This is a genomic window from Xanthobacter aminoxidans (assembly GCF_043193615.1).
Classification (GTDB): domain Bacteria; phylum Pseudomonadota; class Alphaproteobacteria; order Rhizobiales; family Xanthobacteraceae; genus Xanthobacter; species Xanthobacter aminoxidans.
Genome location: NZ_JBAFUS010000003.1, coordinates 667,080 through 691,529, shown reverse-complemented (window position 1 = coordinate 691,529; position 24,450 = coordinate 667,080). Strand labels below are relative to the sequence as shown.

Annotated in this window: 22 protein-coding genes and 1 riboswitch; of the genes, 9 read left to right on the top strand and 13 right to left on the bottom strand. The window is 69.4% G+C overall.

The annotated features are described in order from the left end of the window. Positions 1-3: 3 nt before the first annotated feature. Genes V5F74_RS18370 through gcvT form a run of 3 tightly spaced genes read right to left on the bottom strand, consistent with a single transcriptional unit; the run spans position 4 to position 2,042 of the window. Complete coding sequence (locus tag V5F74_RS18370; protein WP_394009625.1) at positions 4-480, bottom strand: OsmC family protein; 477 nt, start codon at positions 478-480, stop codon at positions 4-6. A gap of 21 nt (positions 481-501) precedes the next feature. Beyond that, positions 502-873, bottom strand: a complete 372-nt coding sequence (gene gcvH, locus V5F74_RS18365) for a glycine cleavage system protein GcvH (protein ID WP_394009624.1) — start codon at positions 871-873, stop codon at positions 502-504. Between the two features lie 2 nt (positions 874-875). Then, positions 876-2,042, bottom strand: a complete 1,167-nt coding sequence (gene gcvT, locus V5F74_RS18360) for a glycine cleavage system aminomethyltransferase GcvT (protein ID WP_394009623.1) — start codon at positions 2,040-2,042, stop codon at positions 876-878. Positions 2,043-2,239: 197 nt separating this feature from the next. Next, positions 2,240-2,342: riboswitch (glycine riboswitch) on the bottom strand. A gap of 171 nt (positions 2,343-2,513) precedes the next feature. Here gcvT and V5F74_RS18355 point away from each other — a divergent pair. Next, positions 2,514-4,190, top strand: coding sequence for a lysine--tRNA ligase (locus V5F74_RS18355; protein ID WP_394009622.1), 1,677 nt, complete (start codon positions 2,514-2,516; stop codon positions 4,188-4,190). Positions 4,191-4,529: 339 nt separating this feature from the next. On the opposite strand, the gene V5F74_RS18350 is transcribed toward V5F74_RS18355, so the two are convergent. The 5 genes from V5F74_RS18350 to radA all read right to left on the bottom strand — a co-directional run bounded on the left by V5F74_RS18350 (position 4,530) and on the right by radA (position 9,671). Continuing rightward, positions 4,530-5,273, bottom strand: a complete 744-nt coding sequence (locus V5F74_RS18350) for an SDR family NAD(P)-dependent oxidoreductase (RefSeq protein ID WP_029556761.1) — start codon at positions 5,271-5,273, stop codon at positions 4,530-4,532. A 32-nt stretch (positions 5,274-5,305) separates the two neighbouring features. Further along, positions 5,306-5,722 (bottom strand): VOC family protein, encoded by a 417-nt coding sequence (locus V5F74_RS18345; protein WP_394009621.1) that lies wholly within the window; start codon positions 5,720-5,722, stop codon positions 5,306-5,308. 73 nt (positions 5,723-5,795) lie between these two features. Next, positions 5,796-7,337, bottom strand: coding sequence for an amidophosphoribosyltransferase (gene purF / locus V5F74_RS18340; protein WP_394009620.1), 1,542 nt, complete (start codon positions 7,335-7,337; stop codon positions 5,796-5,798). A gap of 147 nt (positions 7,338-7,484) precedes the next feature. Further along, positions 7,485-8,060, bottom strand: coding sequence for a CvpA family protein (locus V5F74_RS18335; RefSeq protein WP_024277148.1), 576 nt, complete (start codon positions 8,058-8,060; stop codon positions 7,485-7,487). Between the two features lie 108 nt (positions 8,061-8,168). Continuing rightward, a complete protein-coding gene (gene radA, locus V5F74_RS18330; protein ID WP_394009619.1) occupies positions 8,169-9,671 on the bottom strand; it encodes a DNA repair protein RadA in 1,503 nt (500 codons plus the stop codon). Positions 9,672-9,896: 225 nt separating this feature from the next. Between radA and V5F74_RS18325 the strand changes: the two genes are divergently transcribed. Further along, positions 9,897-11,159: an aromatic ring-hydroxylating oxygenase subunit alpha gene (locus V5F74_RS18325; RefSeq protein ID WP_394009618.1), complete on the top strand. Its 1,263-nt coding sequence runs from the start codon at positions 9,897-9,899 to the stop codon at positions 11,157-11,159. Here V5F74_RS18325 and alr read toward each other — a convergent pair. Beyond that, a complete protein-coding gene (gene alr, locus V5F74_RS18320; protein WP_394009667.1) occupies positions 11,144-12,226 on the bottom strand; it encodes an alanine racemase in 1,083 nt (360 codons plus the stop codon). The two genes, V5F74_RS18325 and alr, sit on opposite strands and share 16 nt — an antisense overlap. Before the next feature lie 86 nt (positions 12,227-12,312). After that, a complete protein-coding gene (locus tag V5F74_RS18315) occupies positions 12,313-13,794 on the bottom strand; it encodes a replicative DNA helicase (protein WP_394009617.1) in 1,482 nt (493 codons plus the stop codon). Positions 13,795-14,224: 430 nt separating this feature from the next. Between V5F74_RS18315 and V5F74_RS18310 the strand changes: the two genes are divergently transcribed. Together V5F74_RS18310 and V5F74_RS18305 are read left to right on the top strand one after the other, a co-directional pair. After that, the gene (locus tag V5F74_RS18310) at positions 14,225-14,614 is read left to right on the top strand and encodes a hypothetical protein (RefSeq protein WP_394009616.1); all 390 of its coding nucleotides are present in this window, start codon (positions 14,225-14,227) and stop codon (positions 14,612-14,614) included. A gap of 30 nt (positions 14,615-14,644) precedes the next feature. Continuing rightward, positions 14,645-15,463: a hypothetical protein gene (locus V5F74_RS18305; RefSeq protein ID WP_250165039.1), complete on the top strand. Its 819-nt coding sequence runs from the start codon at positions 14,645-14,647 to the stop codon at positions 15,461-15,463. A 40-nt stretch (positions 15,464-15,503) separates the two neighbouring features. On the opposite strand, the gene V5F74_RS18300 is transcribed toward V5F74_RS18305, so the two are convergent. Then, positions 15,504-16,430, bottom strand: coding sequence for a diacylglycerol/lipid kinase family protein (locus V5F74_RS18300; protein ID WP_245279318.1), 927 nt, complete (start codon positions 16,428-16,430; stop codon positions 15,504-15,506). Between the two features lie 106 nt (positions 16,431-16,536). Between V5F74_RS18300 and V5F74_RS18295 the strand changes: the two genes are divergently transcribed. The 5 genes from V5F74_RS18295 to V5F74_RS18275 all read left to right on the top strand — a co-directional run bounded on the left by V5F74_RS18295 (position 16,537) and on the right by V5F74_RS18275 (position 20,531). Continuing rightward, positions 16,537-16,938 (top strand): hypothetical protein, encoded by a 402-nt coding sequence (locus tag V5F74_RS18295; protein WP_024277156.1) that lies wholly within the window; start codon positions 16,537-16,539, stop codon positions 16,936-16,938. A 179-nt stretch (positions 16,939-17,117) separates the two neighbouring features. After that, complete coding sequence (locus V5F74_RS18290) at positions 17,118-18,464, top strand: GGDEF domain-containing protein (protein WP_394009615.1); 1,347 nt, start codon at positions 17,118-17,120, stop codon at positions 18,462-18,464. 269 nt (positions 18,465-18,733) lie between these two features. Continuing rightward, entirely contained in the window at positions 18,734-19,246 is a 513-nt protein-coding gene (locus V5F74_RS18285) for a hypothetical protein (protein WP_394009614.1), read from the top strand. After that, on the top strand, positions 19,231-19,839 hold the full coding sequence (locus V5F74_RS18280) for a hypothetical protein (RefSeq protein ID WP_394009613.1): 609 nt from the start codon (positions 19,231-19,233) through the stop codon (positions 19,837-19,839). The genes V5F74_RS18285 and V5F74_RS18280 overlap by 16 nt, the downstream gene beginning before the upstream one ends. Before the next feature lie 128 nt (positions 19,840-19,967). Continuing rightward, positions 19,968-20,531: a YcgN family cysteine cluster protein gene (locus tag V5F74_RS18275; protein WP_394009612.1), complete on the top strand. Its 564-nt coding sequence runs from the start codon at positions 19,968-19,970 to the stop codon at positions 20,529-20,531. Between the two features lie 6 nt (positions 20,532-20,537). Here the strand turns inward: V5F74_RS18275 and V5F74_RS18270 are convergent, their stop codons facing one another. After that, positions 20,538-23,381: an EAL domain-containing protein gene (locus tag V5F74_RS18270; RefSeq protein WP_394009666.1), complete on the bottom strand. Its 2,844-nt coding sequence runs from the start codon at positions 23,379-23,381 to the stop codon at positions 20,538-20,540. Between the two features lie 439 nt (positions 23,382-23,820). Then, positions 23,821-24,387 carry a hypothetical protein gene (locus V5F74_RS18265; RefSeq protein WP_394009611.1) on the bottom strand — a complete coding sequence of 189 codons (567 nt, stop codon included), beginning with the start codon at positions 24,385-24,387 and terminating at the stop codon, positions 23,821-23,823. Between the last annotated feature and the right edge of the window lie 63 nt (positions 24,388-24,450).

Here is a 24,450-nt window from a genome sequence, read left to right as displayed (position 1 = left end):
GTTTCAGGCGATGGTGAAGCTCGGGGTGATGACCACCTCCGAGCGCAGGGAATTGGCCACGAAGCATTCCTCGTGGGCCTTGTCGTGGAGCGCCGTCACGTCCTCGTCCGTCGGCGTCTTCTCGCCGGAGAAGACGATGGCGGGGTTGAGCGCGATGCGGGAAATCCAGGTCTTGCCCCGCTCGGTCTTGCCGAACGCGGCCATCACCTTGTCCTCGTAGACGTCGATGCAGAAGCCGCCCCGGCGGGCGAAATCCAGCACGAACAGCATGTGGCAGGCGGACAGGGAGGCGGCGAGCGCCTCCTCCGGGTCCACCGCATCGGCCTTCGACAAGGGCAGGCGGACCACCGCGGGCGAGGACGAGCCGGGCACGGTCAGCCCGTCGAACATCCATTGGTGCGCGCGGGGATAGCGGCCGTCCGTGAAAACGGCGTCGCCGCGCTCCCAGCGGACGGTGGCAATGGGGGTGTCGTCGCTCATGGTGTCCGCCTCCCGGCGCGATCAGAGGGTGTCGAGGAAGGCCTTGTAGGCGGCCTCGTCCATCAGCTCGGACAGCTCGTCGGGCTTCGTCACCTTGAGCTTCAGGAACCAGCCCTTGCCCTCGGCATCCTCGTTGACGAGGCCGGGCGCGCCTTCCAGCTCGGAATTCACCTCCACCACCTCGCCGGAGATGGGGGCATAGACCTCGCTGGCGGCCTTCACGCTCTCCACCACGGCGGCTTCCTTGCCGCGGGTGACGTCCTTGCCGATCTCGGGCAGTTCCACGAACACCACGTCGCCGAGCTGGCCCTGGGCGTAGTCGGAGATGCCGACCACCGCCACGTCGCCGTCGATGCGGACGTATTCGTGGTCCTTGGTGTAGCGCACGGTCATGGTCAGCCCCCGGTTTTCTGCTTGCGCGCATAGCGCGTGGGTACGAAGGGAAGAGCGGTGACGACGGCCGGCAGGGCCTTGCCGCGCACCAATATGTCGAGGCGGGTGCCGGGCGCGGCGAGCGCGGGCGGCACATAGCCCATAGCGATGGGCGCCTGCAGCGTCGGGGCGAAGCCGCCCGAGGTGACGCGGCCGACGACCGCGCCCTCGGCCGCGATCTCCGCGCCCTCGCGGGCCGGTGCGCGGCCCTCCAGCTTCAGGCCGACGCGCACGCGGGCGGGGCCGTCCTTAAGCTCGCGCTGGACACGCTCCGCGCCGGGAAAGCCGCCCTCGAGCCGCCGCCGCTTCTGGATGGACCAGACAAGGGCCGCCTCGATGGGCGAGGTCGTAAGATCGATGTCGTGGCCATAGAGGCAGAGCCCGGCTTCCAGCCTGAGGCTGTCGCGGGCGCCGAGGCCGATGGCCTTCACCTCCGGCTCGGCCAGCAGAGCCGCCCACAGCGCAGGGGCATCCTCGGCGGCGACGGAGATCTCATAGCCGTCCTCGCCGGTATAGCCGGAGCGGGAGACCTCCACCGGCACGCCGTCGAAGGACAGGGGCAAGGCGGTCATAAAGTCGAGGTCCGCCGACTCGGGGCAATGGCGCGCCATCACCGCCGCGGCCTCGGGGCCTTGCAGGGCGACGAGCGCCCGCTCGGGGCGCTGCACCAACTTCACGCTGTCGGGGAGGTGGGCTTCGATGTGGACGAAGTCATCGCCCTTGCAAGCGGCGTTGACCACGAGGATCAGCGTGCCGTCGGCGTCAGGGTCCGCCGGGCGGGTGGCCATGAAGTCGTCGCGGATGCCGCCGTCATCGGCCGTCAGCTGCGAATAGCGCTGCCTGCCGGGGGCGAGGGCGACGAAATCCGCCGGGGCGAGGGCTTCCAGCGCCCGCGCGGTGGTCTCGTGGTCCGGTCCGACGAGGAGCGCCTGTCCCATGTGGGAGACGTCGAACAGGCCGGCATGGGTGCGGGTCCAATTGTGCTCCGCGAGGATGCCCTCGGGATACTGGACCGGCATGAGGTAGCCCGCGAACGGGACCATGCGCGCGCCGAGCGCGCCATGGGCGGCGGCGAGCGGGGTTTCGAGCAGAGGCTCGGAGGGGGAATGCGAATCGGGGGACGATGCCAATGGAGGCTCCGGGACGAACAGCGCCAATTTCCGGGCCTGCCGAACCCCGTTTCCGGTGGTCCTGCGCGGCCCGCGCGGCGCCCCCTCTGTCTGCCGACCTGAGAGATTTCACCGCGCCTCGTGGAAGGGCACGGCTTACTCCTTCGGTGAGCCCAGCCGCGCCCTTCAAGGCGCAGCACGGCTGCTTTCCAGAGTTTCGTCCCCCTGCGGCCCTTGGTGCCTGAGCGGTTCCGGGGCGGTTGCGCCTTCGGCGCCGGCACACCTCAACTCAAGGGTGCCGGTCTCTCCCGCAGGGATCGTCCGATGTCTTGCGTTCCCTCCGCCCTTTTCGCCGGGGCAGCTGGAACGCGGGTGCAGCATAGGCGTTTGCCGCCCGCCGTCAACGCAAGAGCGGGGGAGCCCGCCACACGCCTTCGCGTTGACGCCGGGCGGCTGCATTCCTAAGTTCGCGCTCCTTTTCCGGAGCCTGTCATGTCCTCGTCCGAAGCCTCGCCCGCCGCCGTCGATCCCACCCAGCTCGCCGCCGAGCTGAAGGCGGTCGCGGAAACGGCCACCGCCTGGCCGTTCGAGGAAGCGCGCAAGCTGGTGGAGCGGCTGAAGAAGCGGCCCAAGGACGAGGTGCTGTTCGAGACCGGCTACGGACCCTCGGGCCTGCCGCACATCGGCACCTTCGGCGAGGTGGCGCGCACCACCATGGTGCGCCACGCCTTCCGCATCCTCACCGAAGACAAGGTGAAGACGCGCCTCCTGTGCTTCTCCGACGACATGGACGGGATGCGCAAGATCCCCGAGAACGTGCCGGACCCGGCCGCGCTCGTGCCTTACCTCCAGATGCCGCTCACCAAGGTGCCGAACCCGTTCGGCGGCGACTATCCGAGCTTCGGCGCGCACAACAACGCCATGCTCCGGCGCTTCCTCGACACCTTCGGCTTCGACTACGAATTCGCCAGCGCCACCGAATACTACTTCTCCGGTAAGCTGGACGCGGTGCTGCTGAAGGCCGCCGAGAAGTACGACGAGATCATGGCCGTCATGCTGCCCACCCTCGGCGAGGAGCGGCAGGCCACCTATTCGCCCTTCCTGCCCATCTCGCCCACCTCGGGGCGCGTGCTCTACGTGCCGCTGAAGAATGTGGACGCCAAGGCCGGCACCATCACCTTCGACGACGAGGACGGCACCGAGCTGACCCTCCCCGTCACCGGCGGCAAGGTGAAGCTGCAATGGAAGCCGGATTTCGGCGCCCGCTGGGCGGCGCTCGACGTCGATTTCGAGATGTTCGGCAAGGACCACCAGACCAACGCGCCGATCTACGACAAGATCTGCCAGATCCTCGGCGGCACCGCGCCGGAGCATTTCGTCTATGAACTGTTCCTGGACGAGAAGGGCCAGAAGATCTCCAAGTCCAAGGGCAACGGGCTCACCATCGACGAGTGGCTGACCTATGCGAGCCCGGAGAGCCTCGCGCTCTACATGTTCCAGTCGCCCCGCTCGGCGAAGAAGCTGCACTTCGACGTGATCCCGAAGGCGGTGGACGAGTATTTCAACTTCCTCGCCCGCTATGCGCAGCAGGACTGGAAGCTGCGCTTCGGCAATCCGGTCTATCACATCCATGCCGGCAACCCGCCGGATGTGGACATGCCGGTGAGCTTCACCATGCTCCTCAACCTGGCCTCCGCCTCCAACACGGAGGACGAGAGCGTGCTGTGGGGCTTCCTGAAGCGCCACGTGCCCGGCGTGTCGGACCAGACGCACCCCAAGCTGCACGAGCTGGTGGGCTATGCGGTGCGCTACTTCCATGACTTCGTGAAGCCCAACAAGGTCTTCCGCACCCCCGACGCGGTGGAGCGCGACGCCCTCGAAAAGCTCGACGCGGCGCTCGCGGCGCTGCCGGCGGGCGCCAGCGCGGACGACATCCAGACCGTGCTCTACGACGTGGCCCGCCCCATTCCGCGCTACCAGGACCTCAAGGCCAAGGGCGCCACGCCCGAGCGGCCGGGCGTCTCGGTGGAGTGGTTCAACACGCTCTATCAGGTGCTGCTCGGCCTGGAACGCGGCCCCCGCTTCGGCTCCTTCGTCGCCATCTATGGGGTGGCCGAGACGCGCGAACTGATCCGCAAGGCGCTGGCGGGAGAGCTGGCGGCGGCGTGAGCCGTCTTGCTCCCTCTCCCCTTGCGGGAGAGGGCTGGGGTGAGGGGTGTCGCGCCCTTCGTCCCAACGCCTTGAAGACGGAAGCAGCCCCCCTCACCCCCGGCCCCTCTCCCGCGAGGGGAGAGGGGAGGCGCAAGCTGTCATGGCGGGGCGATCCATGGTTGGGTCGGGCGGCAGGAATCCCGGGTGCAATCGTCGTGGCCGGGCTTGTCCCGGCCATCCACGTGGTTCGGCCGGGAATGGCTTTTCGAGGGTTATTCTGTCGGCCCGACGTGGGTGGCCGGGACAAGCCCGGCCATGACGGCGGTTGAGTTTACAGGCATCGCCCCCTCCAGCCCCCTACGCCGGCATCTGGAAGCTGAGCAGCTTCTTCTGCGGGAAGTCGTAGAGCTTGCCGGTTTCCATGAAGGTGGGCAGGCACAAAGGCAGGATGGCCTCGGCCGCCTCTTCCGGCGCCGGCAGGCTGGACGGGTCTTCGCCGGGGAAGGCCTTGGCGCGCATCAGGGTGCGGATGGGGCCGGGGTTGAAGAGGTTGACCTTCAAATTGCCGGAGACGCTCTCGTCCGCCCAGGTGCGGGCCATCACCTCAAGGCCCGCCTTGGTGATGGCGTAGGGCCCCCAATAGGCGCGCGCCTTGCTCGCCGCGCCGGAGGTGACCACGACCGCCCGGCCGGCCGGGGAGAGCTTCAGCAGCGGATCGAAGGAGCGCACGCAGCGCCAGTTGGCGGTGAGGTTCACCGCCACCGTGTCTTCCCAGTCCTTGGGGAAGACGTGGCCGAGCGGGGAAAGCGGGCCGAGCACGCCGGCATTGGCCACATAGATGTCGAGCCGCCCGTAGCGCTCGTAAAGCGCGCCGCCGAGGCGGTCGATGCCGTCGGAATCCTTGAGGTTCAGCGGCACCAGCGTGGCGCTGCCGCCCACCGCGCGGATGGCGTCATCCACCTCCTGCAACCCGCCTTCCGAGCGGCCGACGCACACCACATGCGCACCGGCTTTCGCCAGCGCCACCGCGGTGGCGGCGCCGATGCCGCGCGTGGCGCCGGTGACGAGGGCGATCTTTTCGGCAAGCGGCCGGTCGGTCACGGTCGGATGTCCTCTTCCTTGGGGGCGCGGGTTCAGCCCGCGGCCCGGATCTCCACCGAGGGCGCGGAGCGCTCGGCCGGTCCGTGATACACCGCCTCGATGTTGTTGCCATCGGGGTCGAGCACGAAGGCGGCGTAATAGTCCGCGTGATAGGGGCGCAGCCCCGGCGCCCCGTTGTCCGTGCCGCCGGCGGCGAGGGCAGCATCGTAGAAGCGCTGCACGGTCTCGCGGTCCTGAGCCTGGAAGGCGATGTGGGCGCGGCCGGTGAGGGGCTCGCCCACGCTCACGCACAGCTCGTCGGCGAAGAAGAAGTCTTCGGCATCCATGATGGGCACGCAGAGCACCTCCAGAACGGCGCCGTAGAACCGGCGCGCGGCCTCAAGGTCGCGGACGACGAGCTGGATGTGATCGATGAGCCGGCCGCGCTGCCAGCAGTTCATTTCCACCATGGCGCGTTTCCTTCCGTTGCGGCAGCTTTATGCCGCCGCGCCGGAGACGCCGCAAGGCTGAGGGGTGTTCCCCTCAGCTCGCTTCGGCGAGCAGCGAGAGCTGCTGCTGGGCCACCGCGCCGACGCGGTCGGTCAGCGGGGTGGGATAATCGCCGGTGAAGCAGTGGTCGGTGAACTGCGGCTTCACCGGGTCGCGGCCCTCGAAGCCCATGGCGCGGTAGACGCCATCCACCGAGAGGAAAGCCAGCGAATCCGCGCCGATGTAGCGGCGCATGCCTTCCAGATCGTGGGTGGCGGCGAGCAGCTTGTCCCGGTCCGGCGTGTCGATGCCGTAATAGTCCGGGTGGGTGATGGGCGGCGAGGCGATGCGGAAATGCACCTCCTTGGCGCCGGCATCGCGCATCATCTGTACGATCTTCACCGAGGTGGTGCCGCGCACGAGGCTGTCGTCCACGAGGACGATGCTCTTGCCCTCCACCACCGAACGGTTGGCGGAATGCTTCATGCGCACGCCCTGGTCGCGGATGGACTGGGTGGGCTGGATGAAGGTGCGGCCGACGTAATGGTTGCGGATGATGCCCAGCTCGTAGGGGATGCCCGAGGTCTGGGAGAAGCCGATGGCCGCCGGCACGCCGGAATCCGGCACCGGGACGATCACGTCCGCATGGGCCGGGCTTTCGGTGGCCAGCACGCGGCCCATGTTCTTGCGCACCTGATAGACGGAGCGTCCGCCCACCACGGAATCCGGCCGGGCGAAATAGATGTACTCGAAGATGCAGGGCCGCGCCGCCATCTCCGGGAACGGCTTGAAGGACTGCACGCCCTCCTCGTCGATCACGATGACCTCGCCGTTCTCGATGTCGCGCACATAGCGCGCGCCGATGATGTCGAGGGCACAGGTTTCGGAGGCGAGGATGGGGGAGCCGTCCAGCGAGCCGAGCACCAGCGGGCGGATGCCGAGGGGGTCGCGGGCGCCGATGAGCTTCTTGTTGGTGAGCGCCACCAGCGAATAGGCGCCTTCCAGCGCCCGGATGGCGTCGATGAAGCGGTCGATGAAGCGCGGCTTGCGGGAGCGTGCCACGAGATGGAGGATCACCTCGGTGTCCGTGGTGGACTGGGTGATGGCGCCTTCGCGCACCAGCTGGCGGCGCAGGGTGAGGCCGTTGGTGAGGTTGCCGTTGTGGCCCACGGCGAAGCCGCCCGCGTCCAGCTCGGCGAACAGGGGCTGCACGTTGCGCAGCAGGGTCTCGCCGGTGGTGGAGTAGCGCACGTGGCCCACGGCCGCGTCGCCGGGCAGGCGGGCGATGACGCCGGCGTCGGAGAAGGCGTCGCCCACGAGGCCGAGGCGGCGCTCGGAATGGAAGCGGCGGCCGTCATAGGAAACGATGCCGGCGGCTTCCTGTCCGCGATGCTGGAGGGCGTGGAGGCCGATGGCGGTGATGGCCGCGGCCTCGGGGTGATTGTAGATGCCGAAGACGCCGCATTCCTCGCGGAGGCGATCGCCGTTCAGGTCGAGATCGAGATCGGCGCGACCGCCCGCGAGGGGTTCGCCATCCGTGCGGAAGGAGTCTCCGCCGGCCACTGAGATCGGCCCGTCACATCCCAAGTCCATCATGCACCCTCCGCGCGGGCCGGTCAGGCAGCGCCGTGCGAGCTTGCGCCGGGAGGTCGGAGCGGGAACACCCATAGCGCGGAAGGCTCAGCGCCCCCGCGTGGATGTCCCGGCCGGCCGGCCGGTCAGTTGCTGCCCCCAAAAAGAAACCTACCGCTGTCCCCCCGTCGGGGCGGCCGGGGCGGCAGGCGTGTCGCCCTCCTCAGCGGCGGGCGGCTTCTTCAACTTGTTCAAAATGGTGTTTTCAGGGTCATCCGGCAACTGCGCCTTCAGCCACTCCCCCGCTTTCGTGATGGCGGGGAGCGATTTTGCGTTGGCGACCCACGGGGGCTGCTTCTCCGGCGGCACCAGCCAGTTGAAGAACAAGAGCGCGATTACCATCAGCAGCAGGCCACGGGCGAGGCCGAAGGCGAAGCCCAGCGTGCGGTCGAGGGCGCCGATTCGGCTGTCGAGCACCAGGTCCGAGATGCGCGCGGTGACGATGGAGGCAATGAGCAGCGTGCCGAGGAACAGCAACGCCACCGTCACCGCAAGAGCGGCCGAGTCCTGCGAGATGTATTGCTTCACCACAGGCAAAGCGGACTTGTAGAAATAGACGGTGACGCCGGCCGCGACAGCCCAGGACAGGATGGAGAAGACTTCCCGCAGAAAGCCGCGCACCATCGCCAGGATGCCGGAAATCAGCATCACAGAGAGAACGATAATGTCGAGCAAGGTTATGGGCATCGGCGCATCGATCCGTGATGGGCGCACCGCCAGACGCGCATGCGCGCGACCCGCCCACCCCCGGAGAGCCCAGCCGCGGGGCTGATATAGCTTGCGCGCCCGCCCGCGTCACCTTTCCTCGTCGTCGCCCCAATCCGCATGCTGGACGGCCCTTTGCGGGGGATTGCGGTCGTTCGAGCCCCGCGTCTCGCGCGGGGCAGCGTTGCGCGTCTCGCGCGGGCCTTCGTCCCGCGCCCGGCGGGGGGCGCTGGCCGCGATGCCCGCCACCAGCTCCGCCAGGGAGGAAACCGGCCGGACCGTGACCGGCGGGTCCAGCCCGTCGAGGCCGCCGGAGGGGATGACGGCGCTGGCGAAGCCGAGCTTCGCCGCCTCCTTCAGCCGCGCCTGCGCCTGCGACACCGGCCGCACAGCCCCCGTCAGGCTCGCCTCGCCGAAATGCACCGCATCCGCCGGCAGGGGCGCGCCGGTCAGCGAGGAGACGAGGGCGGCGGCCACCGCGAGGTCGGCCGCCGGCTCGCCGATCTTCAGCCCGCCCGCCACGTTGAGATAGACGTCGTGTCCGCCGAGCCGCACGCCGCAGCGCGCATCCAGCACCGCCAGCACCATGGAGAGGCGGTTGGGGTCCCACCCCACCACCGCCCGGCGCGGGGTGCCGAGAGAGGAGGGGGCGACCAGCGCCTGAATCTCCACCAGCACCGGGCGCGTGCCCTCCATGCCGGCGAACACCGCGGTGCCCGGCGCCCCGGCGTCGCGGTTGGAGAGGAAGAGTTCCGAGGGGTTCGCCACTTCGGAGAGGCCGCGCCCCGTCATCTCGAACACGCCGATCTCGTCGGTGGGGCCGAAGCGGTTCTTCTGCGCGCGCAGGATGCGGAACTGGTGGCCGCCGTCGCCCTCGAAGGAGAACACGGCATCCACCATGTGCTCCACCACGCGCGGGCCGGCGATCTGCCCGTCCTTGGTGACATGACCGACGAGGATGACGCAGGCCCCCGTCTGCTTGGCGTAGCGCACCAGCAGCTGGGCCGAGGTGCGCACCTGCGTCACCGTTCCCGGCGCGCTCTCCACGCTGTCCGACCACATGGTCTGGATGGAATCGATCACGACCATGTGAACGGGCGGGCCGCCCGACAAGGTGGCGATGATGTTCTCCGCATTGGTCTCGGCGGCGAGGCCCACGTCCGCCTTTTCCAGCCCCAGCCGCTGGGCGCGTAGGCGCACCTGATCCACCGCCTCCTCGCCGGAGACGTAGACGACGCGCTGCCCGCGCTGCGCCAGGGCCGCGGAGGCCTGCACCAGCAGAGTGGACTTGCCGATGCCGGGATCGCCGCCGATGAGCAGGATGGAGCCGGGCACAAAGCCGCCGCCCGCCACCCTGTCCAATTCGCCGATGCCGGAGACGAGGCGCGGGGCGGGCTTGGCCGTGCCCTCCAGCTTTTCCAGCACCACCGCGCGGCCCTTGCGGCCGGAGCGCTGCGCCGCCGGCACGCTGGCGGCGACCGCGACTTCCTCGGAAATGGTGTTCCAGCCGCCGCACGCCTCGCACTTGCCCTGCCAGCGCGTGTAGACCGCTCCGCAGGACTGGCAGATGAAGGACGTGTCGCGCCGGGCCATGAAGATCACCCTCGGCGCGGGCAGGCCGGCCGGGTCTGGAGGAGAGGCCCGAATCTCGGGCGATGTTCTCTATATACCCCATCGGTCGCGCGGTGGGTCGGTCAAGGCCCCAGGCTTCGCCTCCGGGGTTGCGCGGCATCTGCGGCGCATCCCCAGATGGCGGGAACGGAACACCTCTGCTAATCAGCCTGCGCTGCCCTTTTCCGTCATGTCAGGGGATCGCCCGTGTTCCGAGACAGCCCTGCTTCCGCACCCACGCCGCAAGAGCCGGCCCGGCCCGCGCCGGCCGCCGGCCAGCCCGCCGAATGGGTGCGCGCGGCCACCGATCCCGCGGCCTTCACCGCCGAGCAGCAGGCGCTGGGGCGGGTGTGGACCTTCCTCTGCCTCGACGGGGAGGTGGCGCAGGATGGTCAGTGGTTCCGCACCGATCTCGGCGGGCGCTCGGTCTTCATCCAGCGTTTCGGCGACCGGCTGCGCGGCTTCGAGAATGTGTGCGCCCACCGCTTCCACCCCATCCGCCGCGAGCGCAGCGGGAAGGGCGCCATGGTCTGCGCCTTCCACCACTGGCGCTACAATGCCGAGGGGCAGGCGCTGGGCATTCCGGTCTGCGACGAGGCCTATGGCTGCCTGCCGAAGCAGCTCAATGCGCACCTGAAGCCCATCGAGGTGGAGGCGTTCGCCGGCCTCGTGTTCGGCCGCTTTCCCGATCCGGAGGGGGAATCCCTCGCAGACTTCCTCGGCGATGCCGCGCCCATGCTCGCCGCGCTATGCCCGCCCGGGCGCACCTTCACCCGCTTCGGCGGCGAGGTGCCGGCCAACTGGAAGTTCCTCACCCACGTGACGCTGGACGATTACCACATCGTCGCCGTCCACCCCTCCACCTTCGGCGCCAACGGCTATCTGAAGGCGAAGGAGGTCACCTATGCCCGCTTCGGCCGGCACAGCGCCTATACCACCGAGCCGGGGGACGATCCGCTGGGGGGCGTGCTCGCCGATTGCCGGGCCGGCACCTACCGCGCCCGCGACTATCTGATCGTGAACCTGTTCCCCACCTTCGGGGCGTCCCAGTTCCACGTCATCGATCTCCTCGGCCGCTCCTATTATGCGGTGATGGTGCTGCGCTATGCGCCGCTGGCCCATGACCGCTCGCGGCTGGAGGGCTGGCTCATCGAGGGGCCCATCGCGCCGCCGCGGCCGGGGCTGCTCGGCGTCTTCGACCGCTTCGCGCAGAAGGTGATTTCGCGCATCGTGCCCTTCTATGCGCGCCGCGTGCTGGCCGAGGACAATGCGGTGTGCGAGGGCCAGCAGGAGGTCGCCCGCCAGATCACCGAGGACCAGCGCCTGAGCCCCGCCTTCGAGAAGCGCATCGGCTGGTTCGAGGAGACCTATGCGGCGGAGATGTCCGCCGCACGGGAGCCCGCCGCCCCCAAGCCCGCCGCCCCCAAGCCCTTCGCCCCTCAGCCCTTCGCCCCTCAGCCGCCGATGTAGCGGCGGGCGTAGCGGGCGCCCAGCGAGGTGAGCACCTCGTAGCCGATGGTGCCGGAGCGGGCGGCGAGGTCGTCCACGCTGATGCCGTCGCCGAGGAAGACCGCCACGTCGCCCCGCTGCACCGCGCCCTCGGGCAGGTCGGTGATGTCGAGGGTGGCGAGGTCCATGGAGACGCGGCCCACGAGATGGCAGCGCCGGCCGGCGACCACGGCCTCCACCCCCTTGGCGAGGTCGGAGGAGCCGGCGGCCCGGAACAGCCCGTCCGCATAGCCGATGGAGACGGTGGCGAGGCGGCTCGGCCGCTTCAGCCGCTCGGCGGCGCCATAGCCCACGGTCTCGCCGGCCGCGACGCTCGACACCTGGATGATCTTCGCTTCCAGCCGCACCACGGGGCGCAGCGGCGGCACGCCGGTGATGGCGACGCCGCCGTAAAGGAAGATGCCCGGCCGCACCAGCTCGAAGCGGAAATCGCGGCCCAGCAGGGTGCCAGCGGAATTCGCCAGCGAGCCCGGCACGCCCCGGAAGCGGCGGATCACGTCGGCGAACACCGCGCGCTGGCGGGCGGTGAGCGCATGGCCGGGGGTGTCGGCGCAGGCGAGGTGGCTCATGACGAGGCTGGGCGTGAAGCCGAGCATCCTGCGCGTGCCGGCGAGCTGCACCGCCTCGTCCACCGAGAGGCCGAGCCGGTTCATGCCGGTATCCACATGGAGCGCGGTGGGCAGGTCAGCCCCCTGGTCGCGGCAGAAGTCGCTCCATTCGGTGATCTCGGGCACCGAGCCCAGCACCGGCCGCAGGCGCGCCGCCGCATGGTCGGCGGCGGTCTCCGGCAACAGGCCGTTCAGCACGTAGATCACCGCCTCGGGCAGCAGGGCGCGCAGTTCGAGGGCTTCCTTGAAGTGGGCGACGAAGAAGGTGCGGGCGCCCGCCTTCCACAGGGCCGGGGCGACGCGGTCGATGCCGAGGCCGTAGGCATTGGCCTTCACCACCGCCGCGCATTCGGCCGGGGCGGCGAGCGCGGCAAGGGTGCGCCAGTTGTCGGCGATGGCGGACAGATCGACGGTGAGGATGGCGCCGGCTTCGCGCGCCTCACGCGCGGCCTGGTCTGCTGCCGCAGCGCTGGCGGCGGGGTCCTCGGGGGCCTGCGGTTCGCCGGTCAGTGGCGGTCCGGCAGGTGGTCCTCCCGCGCCAGGTTGGAGAAGCGGGTGAATTGCGGCTCGAAATGCACCTTCACCGTCCCGGTGGGGCCGTGGCGCTGCTTTCCGATGATGATTTCGGCCGTGTTCTCGGCCGCCTTCATCTCGATCTCCCACTTGAACCACTCCTCTGTGCCGGGCTTCGGCTCCTTGCTCTTAAGATAATACTCCTCCCGGTAAACGAACATGACGACGTCGGCGTCCTGCTCGATGGAGCCGGATTCACGCAGGTCCGAAAGCTGCGGCCGTTTGTCGTCGCGGGCTTCCACCTGACGCGAGAGCTGGGACAGGGCCATGACCGGCACCTGCAGCTCCTTCGCCAGGGCTTTCAGGCCCGTCGTGATCTCGGTGATCTCCTGCACGCGGTTCTGCGACGACGCCTTCGACGAGCCGGAGAGCAGCTGGAGATAGTCGATGACCATGAAGTCCAGCCCGCGCTGGCGCTTCAGCCGCCGCGCCCGCGCCACCAGCTGGGCGATGGAGATGCCGCCGGTGTCGTCGATATAGAGCGGGATGGTCTGCATGGTCTGGGCGGCGGCGGCGAGCTTGGAGAACTCGCTTTCCGAGATGTCGCCGCGGCGGATCTTGTAGGAGGCGATCTCCGCCTGCTCGGCGAGGATACGGGTGGCGAGCTGCTCGGCCGACATTTCCAGCGAGAAGAAGCCCACCACGCCGCCGGACACCGTCTCGGTGGAGCCGTCCGGCCGGGTCTCGCCGCGATAGGCGGCGGCGATGTTGAAGGCGATGTTGGTGGCGAGCGAGGTCTTGCCCATGGCCGGTCGGCCGGCGAGGATCACCAAGTCCGAGGGCTGGAGGCCGCCCATCTGGTGGTCGAGGTCGTCGAGGGCGGTGGCGATGCCGGAGAGGTGGCCGTCGCGCTGGAAGGCCTTGGAGGCCATGTCCACCGATTCGCGCAGCGCCTCGCCGAAGCGCTGGAAGCCGCCGTCGTAGCGCCCGGTCTCGGCGATCTCGTAGAGGCGCTTTTCCGCCTCCTCGATCTGGTCCTGCGGGGTGGCGTCCACCGGGGCGTCGTAGGCCTCGTTGACGATCTCCTCGCCGATGCGAATCAGGTCGCGGCGCACCGAGAGGTCGTAGATGGTGCGGCCGTAATCCTCGGAATTGATGACGGTGGTCGCCTCCGCCGCAAGGCGGGCGAGGTATTGCGGTCCGGTGAGGCCGGCCACGTCCAGGTCCGCGGGCAGGAAGGTCTTGATGGTGACCGGCGTCGCCAGCTTGCCGGCGCGGATCAGCGCCGACGCCAGCTCGAAGACGCGGGCGTGGATGGGCTCGTAGAAATGGCGCGGCTCGAGGAAGTCGGAGACGCGGTAGAAGGCCTCGTTGTTCACGAGGATGGCGCCCAGCAGCGCCTGCTCGGCCTCCACATTGTGCGGGGCCTGGCGATAGGTGGGGTCGAGGTCGCCCTTGTCCGACAGATCGAGCATGAAGCCGGCAATCCCTTGGTTGGGCAATTCTTGGGTGTGGGCAATTTTTTGCTTTGGGAAGGTGGTGTAGCAAGAGCGAATGCCCCTGCGCCAGCGGCGCGCGGGCCGATTTTTCCCCGGTGGATGATTGTGGGGATAACGGGCAAAGCCCCGCCGGCTAATGGTACCGGACGCCGCCATCCGCGCCTTGCGTCCCGTGTGCGGTGCGGCAGAGTCCCGGAACCGTCCATGACAATAGGGCGACGCAGCTTGAACGGGGCGGAAAGTGAGCCGCGGTGCGGATTTCGCGCGGTTCTCTTTGCCAGCGGAGGCAAGGTGCGCTACAGGCTTCCCCCGGCGGCACTGAGGGGAAAAAGTGATGCGTTCTGTACAGTCCGGAACGTCGCGACCCGTTGCGCGCGGGGTACGCGTCCTGTTCGTACGGATGTTGATGGCGGCCGTTCTCGTGCCGTTGGCTATCGCGCCCTCTCTGGCGCTGGCCCAGGGCGATCCGCTGGCGCCGCCGTCCGATCTCGGCGCGGGGCCGCTGCCGGTGCCCGTGGACGGCACCGCCATCTACGGCCAGAACCAGCCGCCGCCGGAAGGCTACATGGCCGTTCCCGTGCCGCCCTCCACCTGCTCCGGCGTCCGTCAGGTGGTGCGCCAGCAGGGCTTCATCCTCGTCCCCACCGGCGGCGGCAACGCCCAGCGCTACGTGCTGGACCAGCGCTATTGCCAGGACGACCAGACCACCTCTCCGGCCTGGATGCCCACCACGGACAATCCCCGCTGCTTCGTCGGCTACACCTGCGGCGAGGCCAACAATGACGGCGGCAACTGAAACCACCCCTTTCTGAGAGCCGCGCCGGCCATGCGTGTCACCCCTGACAGCGTGCTCTTCATCACGATCGACTCCTGCCGTTACGATACCTTCGTTTCGGCCAATGCCCCGGCCATGAAGACGGTCTCCGCCCTCTACAAGGCGCAGGCGCCGGCGCATTTCACCTATGCCTCCCACGCCGCCATGTTCGCGGGCTTCACGCCCGGCGTGGCGGAACTGGCGACGCCGTTCCTGAACCCCAAGTTCGCGCGGCTCTTCCGGCTGGATCGCGCCGGGGCGGCGGGCCATGCCCGGCCCGGCTTCTCGGTGAGCGGCACCGACATCGTGGACGGTTTCCGCAATGCCCGCTACGCCACCATCGGCGCGGCGGCCATGGGCTGGTTCGACCCCAAGACGCCGGTGTCGAAGAAGCTCACCGGCAGCTTCGAACAGTTCCTGTTCACCGGCGACAAGGGCATCGCCACCCAACTCGCCTTCATCGAGAAGCAGGCGGCGCGGGAGACGCGGCGCGACCTGTTCGTGTTCCTCAACGTGGGCGAGACCCATGTGCCCTATTATTTCGAGGGCGCGCCGTGGGACCGCACGGACAATCCCTGCCTGCCGTTCCAGAAGGTGGACCGCTCGGCCGAGTGCCGCGAGCGCCAGCGCCTGTGCTGCGAATATGTGGACCGCAAGCTCGCCCCGCTGCTGGAGCGCTTCGCCGGCGCCACCATCGTGCTGTGCGGCGACCACGGCGATTGCTGGGGCGAGGACGGCCTGTGGGAGCACGGCATCGCCCACCCCATGACGCTCACCGTGCCCCTCCTCATCCGCTACCGCGGCCAGCCGGTGCAGGACCTGCCGGCCTGATGCGTGTCAGGTCACGTCGTCGCGCTCGTGGACCTCGCGCCTATGTCACGTCATCGCGCTCGTGGACTTCGCGCTCGTGCGCCTGCCATTGCAGGGCCGAGGGCGGGACGAGAAGGCTGAGGGCGGCGGGGGCGAGGGCGTAGCGCAGCGGCAGGGTTTCGCGCGTCACCTCGCCGTCGGTCGCCACCCAGGCGCGGCGGCGGCGGGCGTGGATGGTGACGCGCCGGGCGGAGAAGGAATGGATACCCGGCGCGCCGCGCCAGGCATCCACCAGCACCTCGGCGCCGGTGCGCAGCCGCGCGAGGGTGCCGCGATCCTCCGCCACCAGCACCTCCAGCTGCCCGCCGTCGAGACGCGAGCGGTGCCAGCCGGAGGCGTCGAAGGCGTTCACCGTGACGAGGGCGGCATAGGCGTCGATGGATTCGCGGGCGCCCGCCACCTCCACCTCCAGCGACATCCGCCCGGAGCGGAACACCGCCCGCCCCAGCGCCATGAACCAGCCGAAGACGCGGCCGCGGTCGCGCAACTGCTCCCGCGCCATGGCCATCTGGCTGAAGAAGCCCACCCCGGACACGCCGTGGAAGGGCCGGCCGTTGAGGGTGCCCAGATCCACCCGCATGGGCTTTGCGTCATGCAGCGCCTCCAGCGCGCCCATCAGGTCGCGCGGCAGGCCGATGTCGTAGGCGAGGAGGTTCATGGTGCCGAGCGGCAGCACGCCGAGGGTCATGTCGGTGTTGGCGAGCACCGAGGCGGCATAGGAGACGGTGCCGTCGCCGGCGCCCACCACCACCGTGTCGTAGCCGTCGCGGGAGGCCGAGGCGATGGCGGCCGCCATGGCGTCGCCTTCCGCCACCACCACGTCCACGTCGAGGTCGGACCGGGTGAGCGCGCCATCCACGATATCGCGCACCTTGTCGGGGCCCATGTCGTGGACGGTGCCCGCTTTGGCATTGAGTACGACCCGCATTCGCCGCATCGTGACATCCTCCAGACCGGCACAAGCGTTGACGCGGCCGGGTGGTTCCCTGTCATCCCGCCACATCCGTGTCGCGGGCGCCGATCCGAGGTGCATCATGTCCACCGCCCCGACCGGAGCAAAGGGCTCCTACATCTTCCGGCTGCGCGCGGGAATCCTGGTGCTCGCCGCCTCGGTGCTGCTGTGCTGGGTCGGCGGGCATTTCGTCGCCCGGCAGTTCGGCCTCGGCCTCGGCTGGGCCATCCTGATCGCGCTCGCCATCTGGACGGGCGTCGGCATCCTCATCGCCCGGCTGGATACGCGAATCTATTACGGAACGGCCCTCGCGGTGACGCTGTTCCTCGCCTACCTCGTCTACGATTTCACCCGCTCGGCGCTGGACTGGTCCAATGGCGTCGCCCTCACGCTGGCGGTGCTCGCGACGGTGCTGCTCGCCTTCACCTTCCACGATTTCCGCCGGCTGAAGCACGAGCTGCGCCTGTGGGCCTACCGCCGGTAGGGCAACTTCCTGTTGCGTTGCAGCAGGTTGTGTTGTGCGCATGGCCGGGCTCAGGCTTGACTTTCCCACGAGGGAACCATCCAAGTAGGCGCAGGGCGGCCGATGCGACCTAGGGTGGCGGGCGGCTGTGCCGCCTCCAGGTCGCGCGTCCGATGTCGGGCGGCGTCGGTGGGCGGAGCATGTCGGACGGACGCCTTTATATTTTTGCCGGACCTATCGTCTCGCTGCTGATCGCCATCGTGTTCCTGCTGGTCTGGCTGCACGATCGCGAGCGCCGCTGCGGGCTCTATTTCGCGTCCGCCTTCTGCGCCTATGCGCTGGCCGCGCTGATCCAGATCACCGGCTTTCCCCGCGAGGCGGGCCCGAACGCGGTGGTGTCGGCCATCGTCTACACCTTCGCCGTGCTCACCCTGGTGGAGGGCGTGCTGGTGCGGTTCGGCCGTGCGGGGTCGGGGCGGCTGCTGCTCATCATGGCCTGCGCCATCGTCGCGCTGGTGTTCTATTTCTTCTATTTCGACCGCGATCTGGTCGCCCGCATCTATGTGCAGAATCTCGGCTACGGCACCATGTTCGTGGTCGCGGCGGTCAAGATGGTCGCCCTGGAGCGGCGGCGGCCCATCGACCGGCTGCTGTTCTGGACCTTCCTGCTGTTCGGCCTGCACTTCTTCATCCGCACCGGCCTCACCATGCGGATCTCCGGCGACCTCTTCGAGATCGACCGGATGCGGGAGAACGGCGCCGACCCCGCGGATCTCGCCGCCTTGTTCCGCGCGACGCCGTTCTGGCAGGTGCTGAACTTCTCCCTGCTCATCAGCGGCCTGCTGCTCGCCCTCGCCCTGCTCGGCTCCATCGCCGCCGACGCCATCGACGAGATCCGCCGGGAGGGCCGCTCCGACGCCCTGACCGGCCTCGGCACCCGCCGCGACTTCATGGAGCGGGCGCGGGACATTCTCGCCGATCCCGGCGCGCGGCCGGTGACGCTCATCGCGTTCGACATGGACCGCTTCAAGCAGATCAATGAGGATTTCGGCCCCACCTCCGGCGACCGGATGCTTTCCGTGGTCGGCCGCCTGATCCTGCAGGAGACCTCGCCGCGGGATGCGGCGGCGCGCATGGACGGGGAGGAGTTCGTGGTCCTGCTGGCGCGCACCAATCGCGTCGGGGCCTCCCGCGTCGCCGATCGGTTGCGCGCGGAGCTGGATTTCGCGCGTCTCTCCGTGCTGCCGCCCCACGCCACCGTCACCGCCAGCTTCGGCGTGGCCGAGCAGCGGCAGGGCGAGAGCCTCGACAGCCTGTTGAGCCGGGCCGAGGGCCTCGTTGCCGTGGCGAAGGCCGAAGGGCGCGACGGCCTCGCCACCGACGCGCCGGCCCCGGACCAGAAGCTCGAGCCGCAGAACCGCGAGCCGCCGGACGCCGATGCTGAGGATGGCGCGCAGGATGACGCGCAGGACGACGCGCAGGATGGCCCGCCCGATGCGCCGGAGGCGCGATCCCTCCCGCGGCCCGGCGGGCGGCGGATGCTGTGAACGGCCGGGCTTGATCTTGATCAAAGTCCCCGGCCCGCGCGCTGCCTAGCTTTCCCCCATAAACATTCGGGGGAAACCATGCCTGCACAGACCGCCATCTGGCTCACCGTCATCGTCACCGCCTTCGGCGGCTTCGCTCTGGCCCTCGCTTTGGCCGATCGCTACACCGCCGGCAAGCGCTGAAGCCGGGGCGTCCTGCCCTGCTCGCGTTGCAGCCGGGCCTGCGCCTGCTCTAGGCTCCCTGCGGCAACTGCCTTGGGGGCCTCGCCATGACCGGATTTTCGAGGGGACCATCGCCCGCGCCGCACCGCCGGAGCGGGGCTGTCTGGCGTGCGTTCGGGCTCGCCGCGCTCGCTCTGGTCATCGGCGCGCCTGCGGCCCACGCCACCGGCACACTCGATTGCAGCATCGACGATGCGGCGGTGTCCTTCGCCGCGCAGACGGCCTTCTCCCACGGCATGGGCGGCAGCTTCAACAATTTCCGCGCCGAGCTGGAGGTGAAGCCGGCGGGCAAGGGTGCAGCTCCGTTCGGCAAGCTGGAACTGGACGGCGAGGCGCTGGTCCACCACTGGTTCCACGGCCACGAGGTGCGCCTTCACCTCTATCGCGACCTGCCCGATCCCAAGGCCGGCGCCGCCGAGCTGGTGATCGAGACCCGGAGCCGGGGCAAGGACGCCGAGAGTTTCGCCGGCCGCTATGTCCTCACCCTCACCACGGTGGATGCGGACGGCACCGAAAAGACCCGCACGCTGAAGGGACGCGCCACATGCTCCGCCGGCTGATTGCCGTTCTCCCGTTCGCCATCGCTTTGGTGCCGTCGCCGGCCCCCGCCGCCGGGCCGGAGGCGCTGCCGCCGTTCGCCTGCACCGGCCCGTTCGCGGCCGACACCGACGAGGCGGCGCTGATCCGTACGTTCGGGCGCGCCAACGTGGTGTACCGCAGCGTGCCCGCCGCCGAGGGCGAGATGGTGAAGGCCTCCGTGCTGTTCCCCGACGATCCCGCGCGCCGGGTGGAGATCATCTGGCTCGACGAGAAGAAGCGGCGGCGGCCGGGCGATGTGATCGTCCATAACCCCGGCCCGTGGCGCACGGCCGAAGGCATCGGCATCGGCGCGACGCTGGCCGAGGTGGAGGCGGCGAACGGCAAGCCCTTCACCCTCTCCGGCTTCGGATGGGACTATGGCGGATCGGTGCTGGACTGGGACGGCGGCCGGCTCGCCAAATCCACCGGCTGCCGGCTGCAGCTCCGGTTCGAGCCGCCCGCCGCCTATCAGGGCGACGTGGATGGCGACCGGGAGTTCCGCTCCGACAACAAGGACATGCGGGCGGCCAAGCCCGTCGTCTACCAGATGCTGCTGAGCTACGGCGGCGAGTGAGCGACTCTCCGCGGGTGAGTGTGAGCGACTTGCCGCCGTCCCTGTGCTAAAGGGGCGGCATGCCTCCCTCCGCCCGACCCCGGCCCGCCGCCGAGATTGCGCCCGCGCCTGCCGCGACCTCTGCGCCTGTGCAGACCCCCGCGCCGTTCTGGCGGACCAAGACCCTCGCCACCATGACGGTGGAGGAATGGGAGAGCCTGTGCGACGGCTGCGGCCGCTGCTGCCTTGTCAAGCTGGAGGACGAGGACTCGGGCGCCGTCGCCTACACGGACGTCGCCTGCCGCCTGTTCGATGCCGGCTCCTGCCGCTGCGCCGACTATCCCAACCGGTCCGAGATCGTGGAAGACTGCGTGCGCCTCACCCCCGAGGCGGTGGAGAGCATCGGCTGGCTGCCGCCCACCTGCGCCTACCGGCTGGTGCGCGAGGGCAAGGACCTGCCGTTCTGGCATCCTTTGGTGTCCGGCACGCGGGACACGGTGGTCAGCGCGGGCATCTCGGTGCACGGACGGGTCGCGGGGCTGGAGAGCGAGTTTGGCCTGTTCGAGCTGGTGGACCACATCGTCAACTGGCCGGCCCGCTGGCCGCGCGGCGCGAAGGGGACCCAGACAGGGGCACGGGCCCCTGTGAAACGCGCCCGAACGCGGGCCAAACCGGGCGCGACCAAACCGGGCCCAGCAGACACGGGCGCCTGAACGGGCCTATTCCGCCGCCGTCCCCGTCTTCTTCTTGCGGGCGTCCACCGGCGCCGGCTCGATGAGGTGGCGGCATTCCTCGGCGGTGAGCGGCTCGCCGAACACCACGCCCTGCCCGTATTCGCAGCCGAAGCGGGTCATCTCCGCGGCTTCCACTTCCTTCTCCAGCCCTTCGGCCATCACGTCCATGCCGAGGTCGTGGGCCAGATCGATCATGGCGCCGACGATCACCGGCCGGGCGGCGCGGGACGGCCCCTTGGCCACCGAGCGCACGAAGCGCGGGTCGATCTTCACGCTGTCGAACGGGAAGCGCTGGAGATAGGCGAGGGAGGAATAGCCGGTGCCGAAATCGTCGAGGCACAGGCCCGCGCCCAGCTCGCGCATGCGGCCCAGCACCACGGCGGCATATTCCGGGTTTTCCATCACCAGCCCTTCGGTGACTTCCAGCTTCAGCGAGCCGGGCGCCACCGTGTTGCGGGCGAGCACGGATTTCAGGTCCTGGATCAGATCGTGCCGCAGCAGCTGGCGGGACGAGACGTTGACGTGCATGAACAGCGGCGGGTCCACGCGCAAGAGGCGCTGCCACTGGCCAAGCTGGCGCGCCGCGCGGTCGAGCACGAACAGGCCGAGGTCGAGGATGAGCCCGGTCTCCTCGGCCAGCAGGATGAATTCGGAGGCGGCAAGCTCGCCCAGGCGCGGGTGGTTCCAGCGCATATAGGCCTCGAAGCCGCCGATGGCCCGGTCGCCGAGGCGCACGATGGGCTGGTAGCGGACCGAGATCTGCTCCTTCTCCAGCGCCTCGCGCAGCTCCTGCTCCAGCACCACGCGGTCGATCTTCTGCTGGCGCATGGCCGGGCGGAACACCTCGATGCGGTCGCCGCCGATGCGCTTGGCGTAATACATGGCCAGCTCGGCGTCTTTCAGCACCTCGTCGCGCTTCACCTGGTCCGGGCCGGACAGGACGAGGCCGATGGAGGCGGTGACGAACACCTCCCGGTCGGCGAAGGCGATGGGCGCGCGCAGCGAGCGGCGCAGCGTGTCGGCGAAGGTGGTGATGCGCTCGGCGTCGCGCTCGGACATGAGGATGATGCCGAACTGGTCGCCGGAGATGCGGGCCAAAGTGTCCTGCGGCTTCAGAAGCCGCGTCATGCGGCGGGCGACGGTGAGCAGGATGGAATCCGCCACCGCCATGCCCACCTGCACGTTGAGCTGCTTGAAGCGGTCGAGGTCGATCACCATCACCGTCGGCTTCACCTTGTCGTCGAGGCGGGCGGTGACGAGGGCCTGGTGCAGGCGGTCGAGGAAGAGTTCGCGGTTGGGCAGGCCTGTGAGGTTGTCGCGCACCGCGTCGTGCAGCAGGCGCTCGGCGGCGATGCGCTCGCCGGTCACGTCCGTGAGGGTGCCGATGCAGCGCACCACCTCGCCGTCCGCGCCCACCACCGGGCGGGCCTTGAGGTTGAAGGTGAGATAGTGGCCGTCGATGGCGCGCAGCCGGAAGTCCTGGTCGATGCGGCCGCGGCGCTGGTCGATGATGCCGTCGAGGGTGGCGCGGAAGCGGTCGCGGTCGGCGGGGTGCAGCACCTCCAGCCAGCCGGCGGCCTCGGTCTCCAGCGAATGGCGCTTCAGGCCCAGCGCCTCCTCGGCCTCGGGGGAGGTGTAGATGCGGTCGGTGTCCACATCCCAGTCCCACACGATGAGGCCGGAGCCGGCCAGCGCCAGCGCGCGGCGCTCCAGCTCCGAGGCGGAGCCCTGGATGCCGCCGATGCCGGCGAAGGCGTGCTGCATCACCGTGAAGCCGATGAGCATGACGATGAGCACGAGGCCGCCCGAGAGCGCGGGGGCGGCGAGATCGTTGGTGACGTAGCCGGCGACCGTGAGCCCCGCCATCAGCACCCACACCACCAGCAGCGACCAGGTGGGGATGATGAGCACCGCGCGGTCGAAACCGTGCTGCGACAGCCAGATCACCACGCCGAAGCCGGCCACCGCCACCGCCAGCAGCGAGAGGCGGGCGATGCCCGCCGCCACCGGCGCATCGAGCAGCGCCACCACCACGAGGGCGGCGAGGAAGACCAGCCAGCCGGCGGCCACATGCACGTAGCGCACATGCCAGCGGTTGAGGTTGAGATAGGCGAACAGGAAGACGAGGAGCGTCGCGGTGAGGATCGCCTCGCCCGCCGCCCGCCAGAACTGCTCGGCGATGGGGGAGAGGCCGAACACCTTCGACCAGAAGGCGAAGTCGAGGCCGATATAGCCGAGCACCGCCCAGGCCAGCGCCGCCGCGGCCGGGAACATCACCGAGCCCTTCACCACGAACAGGATGGTGAGGAACAGCGCCAGCAGGCCGGCGATGCCGATGACGATGCCGTGGTAGAGGGTGAAGGCGTTCACCCGGTCCTTGTAGGCGTCGGGTTCCCACAGCTGCAGCTGCGGCAGGCTGGGCGAGCCGAGTTCCACCACGAAGGTGACGGTGGAGCCGGGGTCCAGCGTGATGAGGAACACGTCCGCATCCGGCGCCGACTGGCGTTCCGGCTTGAAGCCCTGGCTGGGCGTCAAGGAGAGGATGCGGCGGTTGCCGAGGTCGGGCCAGAACAGGCCGGAGCCGGACATGCGGTAGTGCGGCGCGACGATGAGGCGGTCCACCTGCTCGTCGGTATTGTTGGTGAGGGCGAAGGCGATCCACTCGCCATGGCTGCGCCCGTCGGAGGTCGGCACCTCGATGCGGCGCACGACGCCCTCGGCATCGGGGGCGGTGGAAATCTGGTAGCGGCCGTCCTCGGTGGTCTGGCGCTCGACGGCCGGCAGCAGGTCCACCACCTTGGCATCGAGCCTAAGCGCAATCGCCTCCATCGCCTGCGCGCTGCCGGTGAGCGCACAGAGCAGGAGGAGGAGCGCCACGGGCAGAGCGAGGACGCCGGCGAGAAACGACCGCAAATTCAGGTCTCCGCATCCGGCATGGAACCGGACCGATCAGCCTTGGAACATGCCCGAAGCCGGATGCCCCGCGCATGGAGGGCGCGCGGCATTGCGACGGACGCTGGATTCACCTTGGGGCCATCAGGATGGGAAAACGCCACCACGCACCACTGAACATCACGCAAGGTCAACCGCGCCGGCTTGTGTCGAAGAGGCTGCGCCGCGGTCCACACCGTGAATCATCTATCCAAGCGTTGCGGCCGGAGCAAGGCGCACGCGCGCTCTGGCATCGTTCCAGACTGGAAAGAGGGGCCCCGGAACGACGATGCGCGCCCTTGGGGGGCGCGCATCGCGGATCGGGTGATCGGTTCGCTCAGAAGAAGCGGCGGGCGGCGTCGCGATCCTCGGCGAGGGGCGCGGGCTCGCGCGAGAGGCGGGCGGCCTCCTCGCGGCGCACATATTCGGAGAACGGGTCGAGGGCGGCTTCCACCGCTTCCTCGGCCTGGGCCGAGACCACTTCCAGCGGCGGCTGCTGCACCGGGCGGGCGACGGGGGCGACGGCGGCCTCCACCGGAACCGCGCGGTCGGAATCGGTGGTGCGGGACGCCTTGGCGTCGAGCCACGGCAGCGGATAGGGCGAGGCGATGAAGGCCACGCCGTCTTCCTGCTCCCAGGCGATCATGTGGACCGCTTCCTCGGCCGGCATGCCGGGCAGGGAGAACATCTGCGGGATGTCCCGCGCGCTGCCGCTCCAGCCGATGGTGTGGGCCAGCTGGAAGGCTTCGTCGAGGAAGGCGGTCACCGCCGCGAGGCGGTCGGCGCGGAGCGACTGGGCGAAGTCCACATCCAGAAGACGGCGCAGATACGCCTCCACGCTGTCGCCGGCCGCCCACTGGGAGCCGGAGGCGAACTGGTAAACATAGACGCGCGGATTAGCCATCACGCAGCTCCGAATAATCTCTACTGGGCGCTCCTCATATCAAAGGAGCCCAGGAAACACAAA